13 protein-coding genes are annotated in these 19,379 nt (G+C 48.3%); 5 read left to right on the top strand and 8 right to left on the bottom strand.

Annotation, left to right across the window (positions count from 1 at the left end; genetic code table 11):
• Window positions 1-40 precede the first annotated feature (40 nt).
• From EHO60_RS12525 to EHO60_RS12510, 4 genes are all read right to left on the bottom strand, one after another.
• Window positions 41-364: a TIGR04454 family lipoprotein gene (locus EHO60_RS12525; RefSeq protein WP_246028301.1), complete on the bottom strand. Its 324-nt coding sequence runs from the start codon at window positions 362-364 to the stop codon at window positions 41-43.
• Between the two features lie 27 nt (window positions 365-391).
• Window positions 392-2,293, bottom strand: coding sequence for a glycoside hydrolase family 5 protein (locus tag EHO60_RS12520; RefSeq protein ID WP_135768545.1), 1,902 nt, complete (start codon window positions 2,291-2,293; stop codon window positions 392-394).
• A 7-nt stretch (window positions 2,294-2,300) separates the two neighbouring features.
• On the bottom strand, window positions 2,301-3,188 hold the full coding sequence (locus EHO60_RS12515) for a patatin-like phospholipase family protein (RefSeq protein WP_135768544.1): 888 nt from the start codon (window positions 3,186-3,188) through the stop codon (window positions 2,301-2,303).
• Between the two features lie 451 nt (window positions 3,189-3,639).
• Window positions 3,640-4,857: an MFS transporter gene (locus EHO60_RS12510; RefSeq protein WP_135768543.1), complete on the bottom strand. Its 1,218-nt coding sequence runs from the start codon at window positions 4,855-4,857 to the stop codon at window positions 3,640-3,642.
• Between the two features lie 140 nt (window positions 4,858-4,997).
• On the opposite strand from EHO60_RS12510, the gene EHO60_RS12505 reads away from it, so the two are divergent.
• Both EHO60_RS12505 and EHO60_RS12500 read left to right on the top strand, forming a co-directional pair.
• Complete coding sequence (locus tag EHO60_RS12505; protein WP_135768542.1) at window positions 4,998-6,275, top strand: acetyl-CoA hydrolase/transferase family protein; 1,278 nt, start codon at window positions 4,998-5,000, stop codon at window positions 6,273-6,275.
• A gap of 172 nt (window positions 6,276-6,447) precedes the next feature.
• Window positions 6,448-7,557, top strand: a complete 1,110-nt coding sequence (locus EHO60_RS12500) for a GGDEF domain-containing protein (protein ID WP_135768541.1) — start codon at window positions 6,448-6,450, stop codon at window positions 7,555-7,557.
• On the opposite strand, the gene EHO60_RS12495 is transcribed toward EHO60_RS12500, so the two are convergent.
• Genes EHO60_RS12495 through EHO60_RS12480 form a run of 4 tightly spaced genes read right to left on the bottom strand, consistent with a single transcriptional unit; the run spans window position 7,554 to window position 16,050 of the window.
• Window positions 7,554-8,948 carry a high affinity choline transporter 1 gene (locus tag EHO60_RS12495; protein WP_135768540.1) on the bottom strand — a complete coding sequence of 465 codons (1,395 nt, stop codon included), beginning with the start codon at window positions 8,946-8,948 and terminating at the stop codon, window positions 7,554-7,556. The two genes, EHO60_RS12500 and EHO60_RS12495, sit on opposite strands and share 4 nt — an antisense overlap.
• A gap of 31 nt (window positions 8,949-8,979) precedes the next feature.
• Window positions 8,980-14,253 (bottom strand): trifunctional serine/threonine-protein kinase/ATP-binding protein/SpoIIE family protein phosphatase, encoded by a 5,274-nt coding sequence (locus EHO60_RS12490; RefSeq protein WP_135768539.1) that lies wholly within the window; start codon window positions 14,251-14,253, stop codon window positions 8,980-8,982.
• Window positions 14,254-14,259: 6 nt separating this feature from the next.
• Complete coding sequence (locus EHO60_RS12485; RefSeq protein WP_135768538.1) at window positions 14,260-14,922, bottom strand: transmembrane-type terpene cyclase; 663 nt, start codon at window positions 14,920-14,922, stop codon at window positions 14,260-14,262.
• Window positions 14,923-14,925: 3 nt separating this feature from the next.
• The gene (locus EHO60_RS12480; RefSeq protein ID WP_135768537.1) at window positions 14,926-16,050 is read right to left on the bottom strand and encodes an oxygenase MpaB family protein; all 1,125 of its coding nucleotides are present in this window, start codon (window positions 16,048-16,050) and stop codon (window positions 14,926-14,928) included.
• Window positions 16,051-16,157: 107 nt separating this feature from the next.
• Between EHO60_RS12480 and EHO60_RS12475 the strand changes: the two genes are divergently transcribed.
• The 3 genes from EHO60_RS12475 (at window position 16,158) to EHO60_RS12465 (ending at window position 19,379) form a co-directional block, all read left to right on the top strand.
• Complete coding sequence (locus EHO60_RS12475) at window positions 16,158-17,546, top strand: OmpP1/FadL family transporter (RefSeq protein WP_135768536.1); 1,389 nt, start codon at window positions 16,158-16,160, stop codon at window positions 17,544-17,546.
• 182 nt (window positions 17,547-17,728) lie between these two features.
• The gene (locus EHO60_RS12470) at window positions 17,729-17,962 is read left to right on the top strand and encodes a YgaP family membrane protein (RefSeq protein ID WP_425460293.1); all 234 of its coding nucleotides are present in this window, start codon (window positions 17,729-17,731) and stop codon (window positions 17,960-17,962) included.
• 1 nt (window position 17,963) lies between these two features.
• Complete coding sequence (locus EHO60_RS12465) at window positions 17,964-19,379, top strand: TolC family protein (RefSeq protein WP_135768535.1); 1,416 nt, start codon at window positions 17,964-17,966, stop codon at window positions 19,377-19,379.

The following is a 19,379-nucleotide window of genomic DNA, read 5'->3' as shown; positions in this document are numbered from 1 at the left end:
CCTCGGGCGCTCCGAAAAGCGTCCGAAGGCGAAGGAAAGATTACTTCTTACAAACTGCGAGAGCTTGGATATCTTTTGCGGACTTCAAGCAACTTAGTTCGTATTTACCGGACATACATTCTTTCAACAACATGGGCGACAAAGAAGGCCTGAGAGAATTCAATTTTTCGATCTCTTCTGCGGATTTGCCTTCGGTGAGATTCTTGAACAGATCGTTCACCACAGGCTCGCATTCCGCTTGGCTAACCTTCGGACCGCCGCAGGAAACGATCGCCGCTAGAATAAGGGCGGAGAGAATAGCGAAGGATAGTTTTTTCATGGAAACCTCTGAATATTGGTCTTTAAAATATGGAAACTTTGCCATTTTACCTCCTCCTGTCCTTCTGAAAAGTTATTTTTTAGAGGGCAAAACGGTAATGCCGTAGTGGGAAATCCCTTTCTCCCCTCGGAAGAATAGTGTTCTAGACTTAGGATCGAATTTGAAGGTGCCCGCATTTACCAGCACTTCGAACCCGTTTTTATAGTGAATCTCCGGCAAGAAGATCTCCGCACTCGGAATCTCCCTACCGTCTTCGCGAAAGGAATATTTGAATAGAGAAGTCTGCATATCGAAACGGATGGCTTCCGGAACCCCTTTCGTTCGGATCGGATAAGGACGGGAAAAGGCTCTGACCGCCCTTCCTCCGTCTGCATCCACCTCTTGCGGCGTGTCCAAAGAAAACAGGGAAAGATCCTCTTCGTTCCATCGATCTCCTAGACTATGCGTATTATCCGGAGTATAATTCCATAACGTATAATGTACGAATTGTTTTTCCAAAGGAACGAGCATCCGGTCCAAGGCCGATTCGAGAGGAGCGTAATTCTTATCGAGGAAGGCGGTTCTCCCGTTCAGATCCATAGGAATCCCTGTCTCCCCGATTACGGTAGGACAGTTCCTCATCTTTTTCAAGGAAAGATCTTTGATCATCCGAACCGTGTCCTCGTAAGCCGCTTGGATATTCTTGCGTCCAAAAACCGGCCTTTGTTTGAACACATGAATCCCGAACCAAGGAATGAATCTCTTCAACAGTAGAACGGAAGCGTCGTACCAATGTGTCGCGTTTACGACTCCGGACACTCCCGGCCTGTCCTCCTCTCTCCATTCCAGATCCAAACCGGTAGGATCGCTTTCCACGAAAATGAAAAATCTCTTTTGAACCGCCTGTACGTTCTTCTTGAACTTTTGGAGAAACGGAAGCATGTATTCTGAGTAAAATTCGACTTTTCGGCCGCGGTATTTATAAAAATAGTCCGCCTTCAAAAGCATTGGAGCCCCGTTCGGATCGTAATCCCAAACCCCGTGATCCTTCCAAACGCAGCTCTTGCCCTCTTTCCAGAGCCGTACCGAATGAGAGTTGAGTCTCGATTTTCCGAAATTGACTCCGGTAAAACCGAGCATGTACGATTGGTTCGCATTCACGGATTTTCCTTCCGACAAGAACATTTCCTGGAACGGAGAAGTCGCCGTAACTTTGCCGAAACCGAAACCGGAAAACTCGCCTAGATTTCTCTTTCCGATCCATCCTGGGGAAGGTTCGTTCAAGGAATCGAATCCTATTACATTTTTATATTTTACTAAACGTTTGGCCAACTTGCAGACTGCGGCTATGTACTGGTCCTGTAGAAAATCCTGAACGTTCCTTCCGCGGATCATCAAATGGGGAGCGAAAGTCCTTCCTCCGAAAAATAGGGAAAACATCGTAGCACAGGCGTACTTCTGGTAATTCAACGGCCAGGACATTCTTCGATAATTTCTACCTTGGTGGTGGTGAACGATGGCCGTATCGGAGTCCCGGATTTTGGAGATGTCCATTCCGATTTCTTCCAAGGTCCATCCCGGAGCTCCGTCGCCTCCGGTAAAACGGGACCAAACATCCTGATGAGGATCTACGAAGATATAAAAACCTTTCTTTTCCGCGAGAGCGACCATGCGCTCCACATATTCCAAATACTCCTGGTCGTACTTCCCCGGACCCTTGTGCTCGATCGCCTCCCAAGTGACGAGAAAGCGCAGAAAGTTGAACCCCCATTTTTTCAAACGGTCGAGATGTTCTTTGGCCTCGGCTTCCTCTAAAGGTCTTCCCACGAAAGAAACGTTTCGGTGATCGTAAAAGGTCAGAGTCTGATCGAAGTGAGTCGTTCCGTCGGGACGAAACGGGACCTTGGAACTTCCGGAAAGATTCACTCCCCGCAATTGTAAAAGAAAACCCGCGGAATCGTAAAAATTCCCGTTTAAGGAGTGCACCGGTAGCATTCTTTCCTCAATCCTCTCCGTACTGGACTTTGGCGTCTTCATAACCGCGGCTGATAAGATAATCCGCTTGGACTTGGGAAAAATTCAGAATGCTCCCGAAGCCGAGAGAGGTTCTAGGGCCGATGACTCGAATCCGAATCTCGGGGTTTTCCTTTTCCGCAAAAGAGTAAATCGCTTCGCGAAAGAACCCTTTGGGGGACCTTCTTCTTTTCTTCCTTTCGTATTGCAGATTGGACATCACCGTCTGAAAGGAACCGATGAGGGAAAGTTCGAATACCCGTTCCAGGCCTTCCCTTCGACTCCTTGGGAGAGGCATATTCACTCCTCCCACCGGGGAAAGAAGGACGACCACGATATCCGTAGCTCCTCGTTCCACCGCAGGCAAGATGGGAGTGTTGGCCATGATTCCCCCGTCCCAGTGAGGTTTTCCGTCCACGTACTGCCAGGGAAAAATCAACGGAATCGCGGAGGATGCCATTACGTGTTCGATATCTATGTCCTTATTCCGAAAAAATACCAATTCCGCCGTCAGGATATTCACGGCGGTAATGATGACCTGGACCGGATTTTTGCGAAGCTTACGAAAATCTAGATGGGAGTAGAGCAGGTGTTTCAGAGGAGTCGTATCCGCCAAGGGAGAAAATCTTCGGAAGATCAGATCCAGAAAATCGTTCCAGACGGAATACTTCATGACTTTTTGAACTTCTATGGATTTCCAAAGTTCTACGATCTGCCTCGCATCCAGCCCGCAGCCGATGGCCGAAGCGGTAATCGCTCCCACGGAAGTACCGCAGACGATGTCGGGCTTGTATCCGATTTCTTCCAGATATTTTAAGACACCTGCCTGGTAAGCTCCTCGAGCCCCGCCACCGGATAAAATCAAAGCACGCTTCATTCTGGAAGATCCGTTCGCCAGTTTTCGATCGGAGGAGGAATTTTCAAAGCCGAATATTCTACTCGGCGCGGCGATTCACGTTCTTTCGGTTACCGGATTTCGATCGAAAATGAAATTGAAAAAAGACGGGAAAGGAAACTAAAACCTTCTGAGCGTCTGCATCCGCTCGGATATTTTTGGTATCCGAATAGAGCCCGAAAGTGACCAATTTTCGGAGCTCAGAAAGGCCAGTGGTCTGATGGTATTGCAATAGGTCCCAAAGGGCCTTTTTTGCAAGCGGCTTGGGCTATTGCTCAGCCACCTCACAGGTCAATTTCTTGCTGCAACTATCGCTACTCACTAAACCACCTCCTTTACGTGTGGCCAGAACGTATTCTGTCTCTTTAAAAAGTCAAGAAATGTCCGAAATTTTTTGCAAAATCCAGATCGCATTGGTACAGGGTCTACCGTCTTAGGAAACGATCCGTACTTTACGGGAAAGATACAAACCGATCAGGTTGAACCCCACTGCAAGATAGCCGACGATATCGAAGCGCGCAAAAGACCCGTCGGGCTGGGTCACCAGAACAAAGCCTGCGATCGTAGCTCCCAAACCGGTGGCAACACTCTGGAGTCCGGAGCTGACGGACATAAAACTTCCCCTCAGTTCCGGTCGGACTGCGGAGGTCATCAAAGCCATCGCCGGAATGATTCTTCCAGAGACCAAGACCATAAAGCTAGTCGTCACGAGTAGAGCAAGAGGCAAAGGCACCTTAGGCAAATGGGTCAATACGATGATGGGCACGATCGCAACGAGAACCATATTTAGAAAAACCTTATGCTTTCCGTATTTGTCCGCCATAATTCCGATAAAGCGAGAGGAGAAAAACGTGCAAAGTCCTCCGATCAGATAGATCAACTGGACATCCTGTTTGGAAAATCCCACGTTTCTTTCCATATAGACTGCGATCGAGGTAACTACCACGAATCCGCCCAAGATCACGGACATAAAGAACGCGATCGCTTTCAAGTGGTTCCGATCCGAAAGGACCGCAACCAATTGGGAAAAGTCCAGAGCGCTGGTTTTGGCTTGCTTCGAAGGGATACTAGGCAGATAGACGATGGCGGTAAGTAAGATCGGAAGACTCAATACGACCACGAACCCGAACGTGTAATTCCAGGAGAAGGCATGAGCGATCCAGAGTCCGATGGGAACCCCTGCGACGGAAGCCACGGAAAAAGCTCCCATCACCGCACCCATAGCTCTTCCCCTTCTTTCGATCGGAAGTACGTCTCCGATGATGGAAAGCACGATCCCGCCGATCATACCGCCGAAGGTTCCCGCGATGATACGAGCTGCCAACAGAAAATAAAAGGAATCCGCCACCGCGCAAAGCGCCGTTCCGATAATGAATCCGGAATACAGAAAGATCGCCGCGGACTTGCGATTGAAACGATCTATAAAGTTCGCCCCCAATAAGGCGGCTGCCGCAGCGGCATAGGAATAGGAAGAAAGAACGAAAGAAAACACACCCGTATCGATCGCGAACTGCTTTAGAAAATAATCCTGCAGCGGAAACATGATCATGAAATCCATGATATGGGTGAATTGGATGCTAGCCAAAAGAAAGATCAAAAATGGCTCGCTCAATGAGACTTTATTACGGGGGGCGGTGGCAGTTGACTCCATAATACAACCAGCCTTTCTAAGATTCCGAAGAAAGGGAGAAAATTTTACTTTTAGAAAGAAACTCGAACTAAAAAATCCAACTTTAGAATCTAATATCCCTGTATAACTAGAATTTAGTCTAGCGAGTTTTCGATCCGAACATGAACCAACGATTTACCACAGCCGCCCAAGCAGTATCTTCCATCCGGTCCAACGATCGCGTTTTCATTCATAGCGTTTTTGCGGCCCCTCCACTTCTCATCCAAGCCCTTGCCAATCGATCGCGAGAACTTAAAAACGTGGAGATTGTCCACATCCATACAGAAGGGGAAGCTCCTTACAGCTCGCCGGGTATGGAAGAAAGCTTTAAAATCAATGCGCTTTTCGTAGCCGCGAATATGCGCAAGGCTGTGGAAGAAGGTCGGGCGGATTACGTTCCCGTTTTCTTAAGCGAATGTCCTTCCCTATTCCGAAAGGGAATCCTCCCGATCGATGTCGCTCTGATCTCCGTGTCTCCTCCGGACAAGCACGGATTCTGTTCCTTGGGAGTTTCCGTAGACATAGCCAAGGCGGCGGTCGATACGGCAAAAATCGTGATTGCCCAAGTGAACAACAACATGCCGCGGACCCATGGAGACGGGATCCTGCACGTAAGTAAGATCCACTCCATCGTGGAGGGACATACTCCGCTGCTGGAGGCGGCGACTTTTCCTACTAGCGAAGTGGAGACGTTGATCGGAAAGCATGTGGCGGGATTGGTCGAGGACGGCGCAACATTACAGATGGGAATCGGAGCGATTCCGAACGCGGTACTTTCCTGTTTGTCGAATCACAAAGATCTAGGAATTCACACGGAAATGTTTTCGGACGGAGCGATTCCTTTGATCGAAAAAGGAATCGTCAACGGACTGAAGAAAAAGAAACACCCGGGAAAAGTGGTGAGCGGGTTCGTTATGGGAACCAAAAGATTGTACGACTTTATCGACGATAACCCCGAAGTTCTGTTATTGGATATAGCTTACGTTAACGATACCTCCGTGATCCGAAAGAACCCGAAAGTCACCGCAATCAATTCCGCAATCGAAGTGGATCTTACCGGACAGATTTGCGCGGACTCCATAGGCACACGCCAATTTTCGGGAGTGGGAGGACAAATGGATTTTATCCGCGGTGCTTCCTTGTCCGAAGGAGGAAAACCGATCATCGCGCTCCCCTCCACCACTTCCAAAGGAGAATCCAGAATCGTGGCCATGTTAAAACCGGGAGCAAGCATCACGACCACACGAGCACATGTTCATTACATCGTTACCGAATACGGAGTGGCGGATTTGTACGGAAAAAACCTACGCCAGAGGGCGAACGAACTCATTCGGATCTCTCATCCGAATCATAGGGAAACATTGGAACGTTTGGCGGCGGAAAGATTCAAAGGGTTCTAAAAAATCGGACGGTTGTCCTTTTACCCTTCGGATATGAGACGAAAGCGGAAGCATATTTCCTTCCCTAAGATCCCATATTTTCGTTAAGAAAAAAATTATAAAATACCGGCCGACTCCGAACGATCTAAGTGTTAAATCCGCAACGATCATCCGTCTATGAATCTGATCGGCCATGAAAATCTGGGACTTTATCAACGAAGATCTGCTTAGGGCAAAATCCTCCCAAATCAGGGAGATACGTGCGACAGACAACGGCAAGACCGTGAGAGTACTCTGCATCTCCTCCATCCTGATCTCCGCATTATTGATCGTACAGTATTCGGTGTCTCCCGGACTGCCGGAGGGAAGTATAATACAATATTTATATATCCTCACGTTCGGAACGATAGCGGTCTTTTCCATCGCTTGGTATTTTCTGCTAAGCGCAATTTCCGATACGAAATCCTTGCGTATCCTCACGAATGTTTACGCCGTCGGGGCGACTCTTTTGACCACGTCCCTCACTCTCGTGGACTTGGCGCACATAACTGATTATTCCGCCTACTGTTTCGGCCTTCTTACCCTGCCCTTATTCGTACGGACCAGTATCATAACCTATGTACTGGTCGTAGCGGTGAACTTTTCCTGGTTTCTGGTCGGATATGAATTCGTGTTAAACGAAAAAATAGATTTCAGCACCGTCGCTCCGATCATCGCATTCAGCACCGGAAGCCTGTTTTCTTCCGTAATAGTGGAGAAGGCGCGGCTGAAGGCGAATTTTCTCCAACTGCAATTGGAGGAATCGAATCGTAACCTACTCGAACTTTCGCACAAGGACCAACTGACCGGATTATACAATAGGCGACATCTAATGGAGGCGATGAACACCATGCTTTCCGCGTCCAAGCGTTACGATTTTCCCGTGTCCGCCCTACTCTTGGATCTGGACAATTTTAAGAAGGCGAACGACATGCTCGGACATTTGACCGGAGACCGATTGCTCTCTCGAATCGGAGGATTGTTGATGGGCCTAGTAAGGGATTGCGACGTCGCTGCCCGATACGGCGGAGAAGAGTTCTGCATCATCTTGACGAATACGGGCAAAGACGGAGCTCTCTTCGTAGCCGAAAGGATCCGGAATCGAATAGAATCCGAAATCTTCGAAGGGATTCCATGGCGGGTCACGGTGAGTATAGGAATTTCCACTTTGGAACCGGACCAGAGCGCCGAGGATTTTCTTAAGGTAGCGGATGAGAAACTATACCAATCCAAATCCGGCGGTCGCAACCGTGTTTCCGCTTAAGGATCTTTCGGGGATTCTAACCGGGAAATCGGAAAATAAACCCCCGTCCATTGTCCTAAAAAACTGATCGCTAATCCGGGAAGAGAAGCCGGAAGCCAGTCCGGTCCGAAAAGTTTAAAACTGATCCAGGCAATCGTTCCCCAAAACATCGCGAAGATCGCTCCGGTCGCATTGGATCTTTTCCAAAAAAGGGCGGCCACAAGAGGGACGAAGAGAGAAACCAAACTGATGGACGAGGAATCGGCGACTAATTGATAGATATTCGTTTCGCTTAACGCCATTCCCGTAGAGACAGCGGTAACGGATAATACGGACAAACGTAGAGTCCGCAGCAAGAGAGCCTCGTTCGGATCTTTCATAAAAGGACGGATCAGATTTTCCCCCAGTACGGTCGCCGGAGCCAGGATGGCGCCGGAGGCGGTACTTAGGATGGCGGAGAGTACGGCTCCGAAAAAAAGAATCTGAATCAGAAGACCGGAATGGGTCAGCACTACCTGAGGCAGGATCATCTGATTGTCGCCTACCGCGATATCGGGATAGACTTTCCTTGCGAAATATCCGGCCAACAAAGGCAGAAATGCCACGGTCAGATACATCAAAGCACCTAAGTAAGAGGAATACACCGCCACCTTTTCGGATTTGGAAGACATCACTCTCTGAAAGATATCCTGCTGCGGAACGGAACCTAACCCGATCGTGATCCACGCCGCTATATAGGCCAACACGGCGTCCAATTTCGGAGGAGGAAGAAAATCGAAGAAGCCTGGCCTAGAATCGGAAGTCAGGGTTTGAATCCCTCCCGCCTTTTCCATCAGGTCCCAAACCAAAACGCTCAAACCCAATACGATGAGGATCGTCTGCGCAAAATCGGTAATCGAAATCGCCCACATCCCTCCCACATACGTATAGACGAGCACTACGACCGCGGCGATCAGAATCCCGACATATATTTCGAAGTCGAACAAGGAATTCAACACGATCCCCATAGCCACCAATTGTGCGGCGATCCATCCGAAGTAAGAGGGAATCATAAAAAGGGAAGAAAGAAATTCCACCTTCCTACCGAACCTGTTCCGATACAAATCTCCGAACGTAAGGATATTCATCCGATACAACGGTCTTGCAAAAACGAATCCGACCAGGAAAAGACAAAGAGCCGCACCGAAAGGATCTTCGATTACGGAGAGAATCCCTCCGTCCACGAATTTAGAGGAAGCCCCCATCAACGTTTCGGACCCGAACCAAGTGGCGAATAACGCGGAAGACGCGAGAAAAAGCGGAAGCCTTCTTCCCGCAAGAACGTAGTCCGTGGAGCTCCGAACGAATTTGGAGGCGAACGCCCCCACAAGGATCGTGATCAGAATATAAAAGACTACGAAAAAACCCAGCAAATCTAAACTTCTCCTTCGAGAACCGTAAGACTCATTCTACGGCGAGAACGATCAAAGTAATATCGTCCTGGACGGACTCCCCGTCTAGAAATTCGTGCAACGAATGAATGATCTTCTCGGCTTGCTGTTGCGGTTCGAAATGCCTTGTCGACTTAACGGAATCCAAAAACCGGCTCTCGCCGTATTCGACCTTATCCACGTCGAACTCCTCGAAGACTCCGTCGGAAAATAAATAAAGACGATCCCCGGAATGAAGCGGCATCCCTTCGGTCTTATACGGATAATCCTTCATAAAACCCAGAATTGCGCCGGTTTTGGAGAGTTCGCTTGCTTCGCTGTCGTGTATCAGGTATTGGGAAACATGGCCGGCGGAGGCGTATCGCATTTTCATTTCGCTCAGATCCAGGTCGGCGAGTACGGCGGTAAAGTAAAGGGTTTTATATTTCATTAAAATTGCATTATTTAATTCGGATAACAATTGCCCTGGGTCGTCGAATTTGAATTTCAAGTTCTCGTATTCCCCTTTTATAGCCATGGTTACGAGCGCCGCCTGGACCCCGTGACCGGTCGCGTCCGCCAGAAAAAACCTATATTTACCTTCCTTTACCTTGGATAGATCGTAGAAATCCCCTCCCACCTCGTCCATGGGATGATAATTCACGGAATACCTCAATCGGGGAATAGTAAAATGCTCCGGAAGAATACTCCGCTGGATCCGTTTGGAATAGATCATATCCTTTCGAATGATCTCCAGGGATTGCTCCAATTCTTCCGTGCGTTCGGCGACCTTCTTTTCCAATTCCGAATTCATGGAAGTGATTTCTTCGTACAGTTTTGCGTTCTCTAGGGAAATTGCGGCCTGCGCGGAAAGGATCTCCAAAATTTCCAAACGATGTTGGTCGAAAATTCCGGAAGTAAGTCTGTTTTCCAAATACAACACGCAAAGAGTGCGTCCCTGTTTCGTGATCGGCATACATAGAAGCGATTTCGGCTTACTCCTGCGAACATAGGAATTTACGGAATATAACGGATCCTTGGACGCGTCCGCCAAAAGGATTTTCTGCCCGGAACGGAAACAAAAGTAGATCACTTCGGTCGGAAGTAAGTGTCCGGCTTCGTCCAAACCGATCGACTTCGGCAAAAATCCTGGCTCTTCTATGTCCGATCCCGCTCGTAGATAGAGTTCTTTTCCGACAGGCAAAACCAGGAAACCTCTGGTCGCTGCGGCGTTTTCCATGATCGTACGCACCAACTGTCTCAGAAGTTCGTTCAGTTCGATCACGCCGGAAATACTCTGCGAAGCCTTCAATACCGTGCGCATATCCAAGTTATAAGAAGTAAGCGTAGAGTCCGAAAGAATCCTTCCTGCGGAACGTTTTCCTCCGTCGGAAGTCCGTAACAATTCCTCGAATTCCTCCCGCAGTCGATCTGCGAGTATCTTGGCTCCCCAGTATCCGTAGAATCGGATCGAATTTTGAAGCAGAAACTTCCCGTAAACGATACGGTCCTGTTTTATATTCCACCGCGCGGCATGCTCGAATACGATCGCTTTTCTTAGGTCGCTGGATTCGACTTCCAATTCATGGATCGCAGATTCGAAATAAAAATTCGCAAGATCCGACTTGCCCTTGTATTCGGCGATTTCCGCCTTCAATACCGCGGAATACGTAAGGAAAGCGGAAGGATAGATCTTTTCCCATCTCGTGAACAGGAAACGGGAATTTCTAACGAAAAATCTTTCTCTCAGAGTCAGATTCCTTCCCTTTTCGGACATCCGGATCAGAAGCAAAGACTTGTAAAATCTGAATTCGGAATATAAGAAAAGAATTCTGGACTTTTCCACATCATCCTTGTATTTCTCCAGAATCCTCTCCGCCTCGCTGTAATTCTGAGCCAAGTATGCCGACGATCCTATCAAAGTCGAATACCAGGAATTCGCGGTTCCATTGCCGGTTACGTCCAGAACTCCGGATTCGAAATCCGGATAACCCAGAATCGAACCCTTGAATTTGATCGTCTCTACCGATTGCCCTTCCAATCCGTCGAGATAAGATTCCGAGGTATGGAAGAAAATATTTAGAATATCATAATTTAGTTTCGATCCCCTATCGGCATTTTCCCGTATCTTTTCCCGATAAGATTGGGACGTTTCGGAGGAATACAACTGGTACATATTCTGGGAAACCAAAGCAAAACCGGCCCACAGATAGTCCCCGTACTGTAGGCATTTTTGATAGGCTTCCTCCGCAAAATCGACGATCGATCGGAAAGGATGCCTGAAGTAATCCAGAAGAATCGTTCGGCCGAATATATATCTCCCGTAAAGGTGATCCGCACCGAAACGTTCCAAAACGGCTTCGGCCAATTGCCAATAACGGAGCGAAAGTTTAAAGTTCCCCGTTCCGGCGAGAATCACGGAACCGAAACCCGCGTATCCGAAAAAGCTAGGAGGAGAATTTCCTTCCTTTAAAGTGAGATTGATCAATTTCAGATAAAGATACGCCATTACGGTCTCGTCCATGTGCTTTCCGTAATTCAGCAGGTTGACTATGATGTTGACCGCCTCCACCTTATGCGGATTCTTGTTTTCCTTCGCTTCGACCAACTTCTCCGGACTTCTACCTCTGGAATAAACCATCATCTTTAGGAATTCCCAAGACAGATCCAAAACTCCCGGTTTTTCCCTGAATCGGATTCCTAAGCATTCCAATGCATCGACCCCGATACGATAAGCGGCTTCCAAATCGTTATATACGTTCATCACCTCCAACTGCATGAGGTAGATCTCCGCCTTTTCGATCGCATTCTCCGTCTGGTTCAATAATTCCTGAACGATCCGCTCCGCTTCCTCTTTCTTAAAAAGATAATAGGCGGATTCTGCCAGAGACTTCATGATTCCGAAAGCTGTCTTTCTCTCGGAATTCCAATGTCTTTTTTTCAGATGCGAGGAAAGAAGACTGAAAATCGAATATGCGGATTCATAAGCGGCTGCCGCTTTGGAAGCGTTTCCGGCGAGTACCATATAACGGAAAAAATCCTCGCTATTTTCCTCGTCTTCTTGCAGTTCTTGGGAGCGGACCAAATGACTCGCGATTTCTAGGACCAAGGAGGAGGTCCCGTTCTGTTTTTGTTTTTCTATGAGTATCAGAGCCAGACGCTTATGGATTTTCCTGCGTTCGACCGGATCCGTGGCATCCGAGATTCCTTGGCTCATTCTGTCGTGGGAAAAACGGAACCGAACCTCCGATAAGGAGGAAAGTAGTCCGGAATCCTCGATTTTCCCCTGCGTGATGTATTGCAAAGCGGGAAAGAGCATGGTCCCCGCCTCCTGGTACAACAGGATCCCTTCTCGAACGCTTTCTCGGATCCCTCTTACGAGAAGATTCGGGGTATCCTTAAAATAATCGTAAAGTACTCTGAGATCGAACCTCGCTCCGATACAAGCCCCGACTCTCAAAACCAGGGCGGTCTCCTCGGGAAGTTTTAAAATTCTCTCGAATACGAGATCAAGAACGTTCTCCGTGACCGTACGATGCACGATACGCTCCCATTCCGGAACATATTTGCCCGTGGAAGTATGGAACGTCAGACAGGAGTCTTGGAACAGAGACCTCAAGAATTGGTGCAAAAACAGCGGGTTTCCGTCCGTCTTCGATATGAGAACGTCCACCAATCGATTCGCATCTTCCGCCTCTATGTAAAGACTATCCTGGACGTATTTACGGACGCTTTCTCTACTCAGGGGAGAAAGTACGATTTCCCGTATCCTCAGACTGGGCGCGATCTGCCTGGCCTTAGGATCGGAAAATTCCCCCTCTCCCAATCTGTTGGTCAAAACGAATAAGATCCCTTCCCACTCTTCGTTCTGTAAAAAATATTCGATCAAAGCTTGGGAGGCGGAATCCGCCCATTGCAAATCATCTAACAGGATGATACCTGGATTTCTCCGGTCGAAGCAAAGACTCAAGAAACGCAGGGCTACCGCGAATAAGGTTTTTTCGTCCCTGGCTTTTTTACGCTCCTTTCGTTTTTGCCCGATCGACAAAAGATCCACGAGCTCGGGTAATAAATGTGCGAGGATCTCGAAACTTTCACCTAACGTTTCCTTAATATAGGTTTTTAACCTTACGATTTCCTCTTCCTTTCTTTCCAGAACGGTTCTGAGAAGATCGCTCATAATCTGACGGAATGCGAAATAGGGAATGTCCTGTTTATCCTCTTCGAACTTCCCCCTGATGAAATGTACCGAGTATATGTCCAGATAGGACACCGCGTTTTCGACAAAGGTCGTCTTTCCCGTGCCGGACTTACCTTGAACGAACAAAATCTCCCGTTTTCCGCGAGTCGTCTCGACGAGTGCCGATTCGAAAATCTTCCTCTCCTGTTCGCGATCGTAAACTCTTCCGGAGTCGCGGAATCCGATCCTTTCTTCGTAAACTCCGGGTATGAATTGGGAAAGTCTCCGCCTGGAATGCAACGAATCCCGGATCCCTTTCAGATCGAAGACGAGACTCTCCAGGGATTGGTATCTTTCCTCCGGCATTTTCGAAAGCAATTTACCTACGACATCCGATACCGCCTGGGGTATATCCTTCCGCAACTTCGTAAGCGGAACGGGCGACCTGGCGATATGATAATGGATAAGTTCCAACGGATCGCTCGATCGGAACGGAGGAGTTCCGGAAAGGATTTCGTAAAAGAGAGCTCCTAAGGCGTATCCGTCGGAACGGGAATCCACGGCCCGGTTCAATCTGCCCGTATTTTCCGGCGAACAGTACGCCAGAAGATCCAAAGTGTATCTTTGAGGAACGTATCCTCCTTTGTCCGAGAGAAGAAAAGAGCCGCCGCTCAACCAAGCCAGTTTAGAAAGGCGCGAGGATTCGTCGTAAAAAAAAGCGTTCGGAGAAATCTGATTATGAACGATCCCAACCGTATGCAACTGGAGCAGGTTCTCCGAAAAGGAGATCGCCATTTCGAGAAATTCCTCCATCTCCACGAAAAGTCCGCTCTTCAACCTTTCGGCCAACAATCCGTACGGAAGGTTTTCGTAGACGAGACACATCGTTTCGGACACGTCCAGCATAGACTCGGGGCGAAGGATCCCGGAACTAGAGACCAACTTTCCCAATTCGAATTCGTTTACGAAATAAAAAGCGGAGGCTTCGCGACCTTCCGCTTTTTGCACGCGGATGATCTTCGGGTTCCGCTCTGCCCCCAAAAAGCCCCGATACGCGATCGAGACGGAATCCTCGAAAATTTCCTCTCCCAACTCGTACGGGATCTTTTCGGACTTCGCGTGAACCATGATCCGTCAGTGGGAGCGTTTAAAACCGATCAGGTAGTACGAATCGGCGATAAAGCACAAGACGCCGAGAGTCAAAACGAAGTATTCCTTCGGGAAGTAGAGGAAAAGAAAAATCGTAAAAAACCCGTTTCCCACCAGCTTGGCCCAGGACACAGGATAAGAGAACAATGAGGGATTCTGCATTTTAAAGAATAGAAGAGGATACAACCCCGAAATGAACAGATTCAGTATGTACGCGGAATTCGAACCGGTAAATAGATCGTACCCTCCCGCGTGGAACGTGTAAATGAGTACACCCCAAGAAACGACTAAAAAAGCCAAAAGGAACCTGTAAGCGGTGTCGCTCATAGGAATGGAGATCTGCTTTTTACCGTACCGGATCACGTGGGAGAAAATGACGATGTCCAATAAAAACGCGAGCCTGTATCCCCATAAAAGAACGGCGCCCATAGGCTCGGAGATGACGAATCCCCAAAGAAATTCCCAAATGATATTTCCGCAGGCGATGAAGACCGGCATTTCGACAAAGTGCGTTTTGAACGGAGCGATCGCAAGTTCCAAGTACATATACGCCCAGAATGCGACCCCGAGAAAAAGAAGAAGGTTCTCTAGAGGTGTATACCTACCCAGGTATTCCGGATCCGTCCAAATCGACTGCCAAAAATCCATTCCTTAAATCCCCCAGTCTCCCCTGAGCGACGGCGGAATCCAAAATTTGGCCTTCTTACCGTCGTAGTAAAAATGATCCATCGAGAACAACAGCTTTGTCGCAAAATAAGAGGAGAGTTTGCTGAAGCCGCTGCCATCGTCCGCTTTCAGATCCAGATCCACGAAGATCTTTTCGATAAAGGTCCCCAAATCATCCTTAGGCGGCCAAGGCAAGCCTAAGGCCTTGGAAGTCTCTTCTCCCGTATAGGTCTGGAGAAAATAAAGAGGCAAACCATCGAATATGTTTCCGGGGAGCATGTATTCCATAAAGTCGATCAAAGACTGGGTCAGGATATGCCCCGCTTCCGATGCCTTTCTTTGGTCCAAAAAAATGGATTCTCCGAGGGCGTAAGCCGCTTCGTATCCTTCGGGACAAAGTTCCGGTTTTACGCCTAAAATATGCCCTACCACTCTCCAAAGATGAACGAAGGAATCTTTTTCTTCTATCGTTAATTTGATTCCGGAAAGATCCAATCCTTGGAGAACCAGGCTCGAAAAAGATTGCAATGTTCCGGCCATATCCTCCTGGTTGATCGGGCTTCCCCATTCCGGATTCCAATCTCCGCCTTGCGCGAGAAAATAACGGATCGACGCGTGCATCAGCCGGACTTTTTGAGCGACTCTCACTCCTCTTCCATCCGGTCCGAGTCCGCTCAACTGCAATATGGAGATCACGAACTGGGTCGTCTCCATCAGACGACGGTTCACGCCGGATACGGAACCTTTCTGCTCGACCAGTCTTCCGGTTTTCAAAAGAACTTGAGCGCCGTTTCCGCAGGAGTAAGCCATCGGTAAGGACTTAACGCAAAGCATCATCAGGATCTGAGGTCCAAAGCGACTAAATATACCCTGCGCCCTAGCGATCTGTTGCGGGTCCGTCCAGTCCGGTAGAACTTCTGATTCTTTGAAATAATCTTCGAAGTAGGGAGGAAGACCCGGAGGGATCGGATTGGAATTCTTGGCTAAGAAGTCGAAGAAAAATAAGGTTTTAGACCTGTCAAACGAGGACTCTTGGAAATATTTTTGCACGACCCCGTCAGCCAAAGGATCCGTTTCTTGCCTCAGGGATCTGAGTTCGCTTGGTTCCATCCGTATCAGCTCCTTCCCGATCCTAGCGCCCAGGATTCGTCAATGTAATAACCGGATTATAAAAAGAAAGCACTTGTAAAAAAATCGCGTGCGAAATCATTATTCCAATGCTCTACGCGAAGCCTCGCAAAATCTTTCCGCTTTTCCCGATCACCCTAGTTCTCTTAATCGCGAGCCAAGATCTTATTTCCGTAGGGATATTTCAACCTTCCCACAACGCTCGGTACGGTGGAATGGGCGGCACAAATCTAGCGATAGGCGGATCTCCTATGGATATAGGAACGAATCCCGCAAATTTAGGCCTGAGTTCCAAAAAGGAACTGGAATTCGGAGTGTCTTTGCCTTACATTCGGTCCACTTATAAAGACCAATTTCTGGATTCCGACCCGAGTCTTGCCTATGAAAATTCTCAAAAATATAATGTACTCGCTCCCCTCCCTTATCTAGCCCTCAGGGTACCCCTATCCGAGCGATTGACGTACGGAGTCGGAATATACATTCCGGGAGGTGGGAACGGGAACGTAAACCAATTATTCCGTGCAACTCCGAATGGACAAAGTTTCCAAAATTGGTCCGGTTTGAATATTTCCGGTCCGATCGGAGACTCGAAACGGATCAAGGAATCCTATTCCAGCACGTTTTATGTAGCCAAAAACACTCACGCTCTCTCTTACAAGATCGGGAATCTTCTCATCGGGGCGGGCTTAGAGGTGATCTATGCTCACCAAGTCGCGGAGCAAAAATACTATGATCCTACGGGAACCTTCCAACTCCAAGGACAAGGGTTCTATTACCGAAGCCAAAACGCCTTTTCTGCGGGCGGAATTTTCGGCCTTACCTACCGGATCTCCGACTCTTTCAAAGCGGCATATTCCTACCAAACCTCCGCAAGATTGCCTCTGGATGGGGACATGCAAGTGGGAGCCAACCCTGGGCGAACGGGAGTCTCCGCTTCCTTCTTTCTTCCGGAAAGACACGGACTCGGATTCTCTTATGGAAAGGAAAATTTTCGGGTCGGAGTGGACTTTCTATATTACAATTATAGTTCGTACGATACCACATACAAACAGGTCTTGGCTTCCTCCTGGTACCCGACCGTTTTCGGGAACACGAATACCGTCCCCCAAAACATAGATTATCACGATTCTTGGGCGGCCGGCATAGGAGGAGAATATGAATCCGACTCCTGGATTTATCGAGCCGGAGCCAGACATAACGCAGGAGTACTTCGATCCGACGGAACAAACGCACTGCAAGCCGGGATCATGGTGCAGGATCTAGCCTCCCTTGGGCTCGGATACAAATCCGGAAAATGGAAGTTCGATATGACCTTCTTGTATTACTTCCCCTTGCAAACGAAAGGCAAACCGTCTAGCGATTGGACCTTGGTTCATTCCGTCTTTAGTGCGACCGACGTTCGCATACAGGAATTTAGACATTCCTTGAAATCGGATATTCCGGCATTCATGTTCGGAGCCAGCCGCACATTCGATTAACCGATCCTACGATCGGTTTTAGAGGCAATTTCTCCGCAACTCCACCGGCGGCATAAGTCGTCCCAATTCCCTTCCGAATCCGATTTTTCCGCATCCCGCGCCAAAAAAGAGACGTTTTTTCTTGACTTCTTAATATACCCGGCAGGGTATTGTTCGTATATAATACCTATGGGGGTATATGTATGACGAATTCTAAAAAATGGCACCTCGAAAGACTCCTCTTCCTGATAGCAGGGTCCTTTTCCCTCGTCGGACTGGCGGTCGGCTTTTTTATAAGCCCTTGGGGATACGCGCTCAACCTCTTAGTAGCGGTAAATATGATCCTGAACGCGACCGTCGGGTTCTGCCCTATGGCAATCCCATTGAAGTCCTTCGGAGTAAAAAGCTGCGACTATCGTCTTACCGGCGAGAATTGACATGAAGGTCGCGTTTTCCGCAGCAATTCCTCTGATCGTTTTTATCGGATATTCGCCGCTCTTCGCGGAGGAATCGAAATTCGGATTCGCGGCCCTTTGGGAAAAAGTAAGAACCCATTCCCCTGCCGTTAAAGCCAAGGCTCTGGAAGTTCGGGCGGCAGAAATCTCCAAGGAGAATTCAGAATACCATTGGATTCCCAGGGTCTATACGGATTTAAGAAATTATAATACGAACGACCCGGGACTGAATTTCCAAGGGAAATTGGGCCAGCGGGCCGCAAACGAAGGGGATTTTTCCACCGCCAGCGTGCGTCAACGTCCTTCCAATTTTCTGGATTCCAACAACCTTCCCTATCAGAATCTGAACTCGAATTCCCTGAACCTTGCCGCCAAGGACACTTTGAACCATCCGGGAAGCAATACGTATTCGAGAGGAACCTTAGGAGTGGATTTAGCCCTGTACGAGGGCGGGGCCAAGAAAAACTCCACGATATTGAAACAAAAGAACCTGGAAGGGAACAGATTCGAAGAACAACACATTCTAAAAAAGGAATATTATGAAACTTCGATCGCATTTCAAACGATAGAAAGTTCCTACGAGATGGAGCGAAAAATCGAGGAATTGATCAAAAAATCGGATCGTTTTTTAAGATCCTATAGGATCGGAGCATCCGGGAATCCTTTGGACAAGTCCGGAGCTCTCGCCTTACAATCCTTGAGATTGAAATTGGAATCGATGAAATCCGATTTTTCGGCTCGCAGACAAGCCGCTGAGGAAATCATACAAATGCTCAGTGGAGATCCCTTCCAAAGGGATCCGGCCCGAAAATGGGAAGGTGGGATCCGATTTGCGGAACTCCACCTACCGCTTCCCGATCGCAAAACGGGAGGAAAAACCCCACTCTCGGAAGCATATTCCGCCTATGCCGAAGGAGCGGAAATCGCGGTGAATTTCGAAAGATCGCGTTTTTTGCCGAAAGTGGGCGTTTATGCGGAAGCTTACGCTTATGACGGAAGCAGAAGCACCGCAACTTCGTATAATACCGGAATTTATTTGCAGATGAACTTGTTGAACCCTGGCGACATCGGCGCCGTCAAGGAAGCGAAAAGCAAATCCGCAGCCGCCAACAAAAAAGCGGAAGAGATCCGCGCCAAAGAAGAGACCAATTTCAGAGTCCTGCTTTTGCAGGAAGAGTCCCTAAAGAACGGTCTTACGCTTACCTCGGAAGCTTTGAAAAACCAGGAAGAACAACTCGAATTAAATCTTGGGCTGTTCCGAAATGGAACCTTACAATCCGTTCAGATAGCGGAAGTTTTCGGTCGGACTGTCGACGTTCTGCGGGAAAAATACGTTCTCGAATCCGAATACTTAAAGGTAAGAGCCGGACTCAACATGTATAATCATTTAGAGAAATAG

The organism is Leptospira fletcheri, assembly GCF_004769195.1.
Lineage (GTDB): Bacteria > Spirochaetota > Leptospiria > Leptospirales > Leptospiraceae > Leptospira_B > Leptospira_B fletcheri.
The sequence above is the reverse complement of the archived record's forward strand: the minus strand, read 5'-3'. Positions and strand labels throughout refer to the sequence as shown.

What these genes read in the sequence shown, in the direction of transcription:
- EHO60_RS12515 (WP_135768544.1), bottom strand. Translation starts at nt 3,188, where the DNA reads ATGAAGCGTGCTTTGATTTTATCCGGTGGCGGGGCTCGAGGAGCTTAC.
- EHO60_RS12525 (WP_246028301.1), bottom strand. Translation starts at nt 364, where the DNA reads ATGGCAAAGTTTCCATATTTTAAAGACCAATATTCAGAGGTTTCCATG.
- EHO60_RS12485 (WP_135768538.1), bottom strand. Translation starts at nt 14,922, where the DNA reads ATGGATTTTTGGCAGTCGATTTGGACGGATCCGGAATACCTGGGTAGG.
- EHO60_RS12475 (WP_135768536.1), top strand. Translation starts at nt 16,158, where the DNA reads ATGCTCTACGCGAAGCCTCGCAAAATCTTTCCGCTTTTCCCGATCACC.
- EHO60_RS12505 (WP_135768542.1), top strand. Translation starts at nt 4,998, where the DNA reads ATGAACCAACGATTTACCACAGCCGCCCAAGCAGTATCTTCCATCCGG.
- EHO60_RS12480 (WP_135768537.1), bottom strand. Translation starts at nt 16,050, where the DNA reads ATGGAACCAAGCGAACTCAGATCCCTGAGGCAAGAAACGGATCCTTTG.
- EHO60_RS12470 (WP_425460293.1), top strand. Translation starts at nt 17,729, where the DNA reads ATGACGAATTCTAAAAAATGGCACCTCGAAAGACTCCTCTTCCTGATA.
- EHO60_RS12510 (WP_135768543.1), bottom strand. Translation starts at nt 4,857, where the DNA reads ATGGAGTCAACTGCCACCGCCCCCCGTAATAAAGTCTCATTGAGCGAG.
- EHO60_RS12465 (WP_135768535.1), top strand. Translation starts at nt 17,964, where the DNA reads ATGAAGGTCGCGTTTTCCGCAGCAATTCCTCTGATCGTTTTTATCGGA.
- EHO60_RS12490 (WP_135768539.1), bottom strand. Translation starts at nt 14,253, where the DNA reads ATGGTTCACGCGAAGTCCGAAAAGATCCCGTACGAGTTGGGAGAGGAA.
- EHO60_RS12520 (WP_135768545.1), bottom strand. Translation starts at nt 2,293, where the DNA reads ATGCTACCGGTGCACTCCTTAAACGGGAATTTTTACGATTCCGCGGGT.
- EHO60_RS12500 (WP_135768541.1), top strand. Translation starts at nt 6,448, where the DNA reads ATGAAAATCTGGGACTTTATCAACGAAGATCTGCTTAGGGCAAAATCC.